The 974-nt window shown below is 37.0% G+C and carries 2 protein-coding genes; both read right to left on the reverse strand.

All coding sequences use genetic code 11. The features are described 5' to 3' along the window. Positions 1–158 precede the first annotated feature (158 nt). Positions 159–560 carry a type II toxin-antitoxin system tRNA(fMet)-specific endonuclease VapC gene (gene vapC / locus JWG44_RS12715; RefSeq protein ID WP_205275338.1) on the reverse strand — a complete coding sequence of 134 codons (402 nt, stop codon included), beginning with the start codon at positions 558–560 and terminating at the stop codon, positions 159–161. After that, complete coding sequence (vapB, locus tag JWG44_RS12720; protein ID WP_205275339.1) at positions 557–787, reverse strand: type II toxin-antitoxin system antitoxin VapB; 231 nt, start codon at positions 785–787, stop codon at positions 557–559. The genes vapC and vapB overlap by 4 nt, the downstream gene beginning before the upstream one ends. Positions 788–974 lie beyond the last annotated feature (187 nt).

A 974-nucleotide genomic window follows, 5' to 3' on the forward strand; every position in this document is an offset into this window, starting at 1 on the left:
TGCGCGACGCGGTTGGCACGAGGTTCGAGTGAGCCTTAGCGAACGTCCCGCGAACCGAAGTGACAAAGCAATGTGGCCTTAGCCCGGAGTGAGCGCGAGCGGGAACCGTGAGTCGCGAACGAAGTGAGAAGCCGAAGTTAGACGAAGGTCAGCATCTTCTAAAGCCAGTTTTCAATTTTAATATCTTTAATTCGAGTAAACTCTTTTTCATTATTCGTAACAAGAGTAAGCTTATTTGATAAAGCCTGAGAAGCTATTAAAAGATCAAAAGGACCAATTGGCCTCCCTACTCTTTCTAATTCTACGCGAACTTTCGCAGCTTTATTTGTATCTTCACTAATAAATGGGAGGATATTCAAATAGCTTAAAAATTCCTCTAAGACTTTCAGGTTCCTTTCGAAATAGAGGCTTTTCTGAACACCGTATTTCAATTCAAATTCAGTAATTGATGAAATATAAATATTCTCTAATTTAATCTTTTTAAATTTTTTATAAACAGATTCTGGCTTTTTATTTATTATATAAATACAGATATTCGTATCCAACAAATATTGAGTCATATTCTATTTCGTTTATCATAATCATTTGGTTGGTTCCGATCAATGACCAAATCTTCAGAAAAATTATTAACAGTATTCCAAAACCGGTCAACTGCATCGTCTATTGGTGTTAGAATGACGTTATCTCCATCCTTTCGTATATAAACCTCCTTACCCTTAAAACGATAGTCCTTTGGCAAGCGTATTGCTTGGCTGTCACCATTTTTAAAAATTTTAGCTCTATTCATATCTATTTGAGTATATATATAATTAAAAATTGGTCAATGCTTTTTCCCAGATTAGTTCAGAATATTCTTTAATTAACGGTAAAAAATGAAAATCAGAAATTTATGCTGACTTTCGTCTAACGAAAGAGGCTTCTCGACGTTGCGTCCGCAAGCGCCTGTGCGCGACGCGGTTGGCACGAGGTTCGAG

This window comes from Leptospira ainazelensis, from assembly GCF_016918785.1.
Taxonomy (GTDB): Bacteria; Spirochaetota; Leptospiria; order Leptospirales; family Leptospiraceae; genus Leptospira; species Leptospira ainazelensis.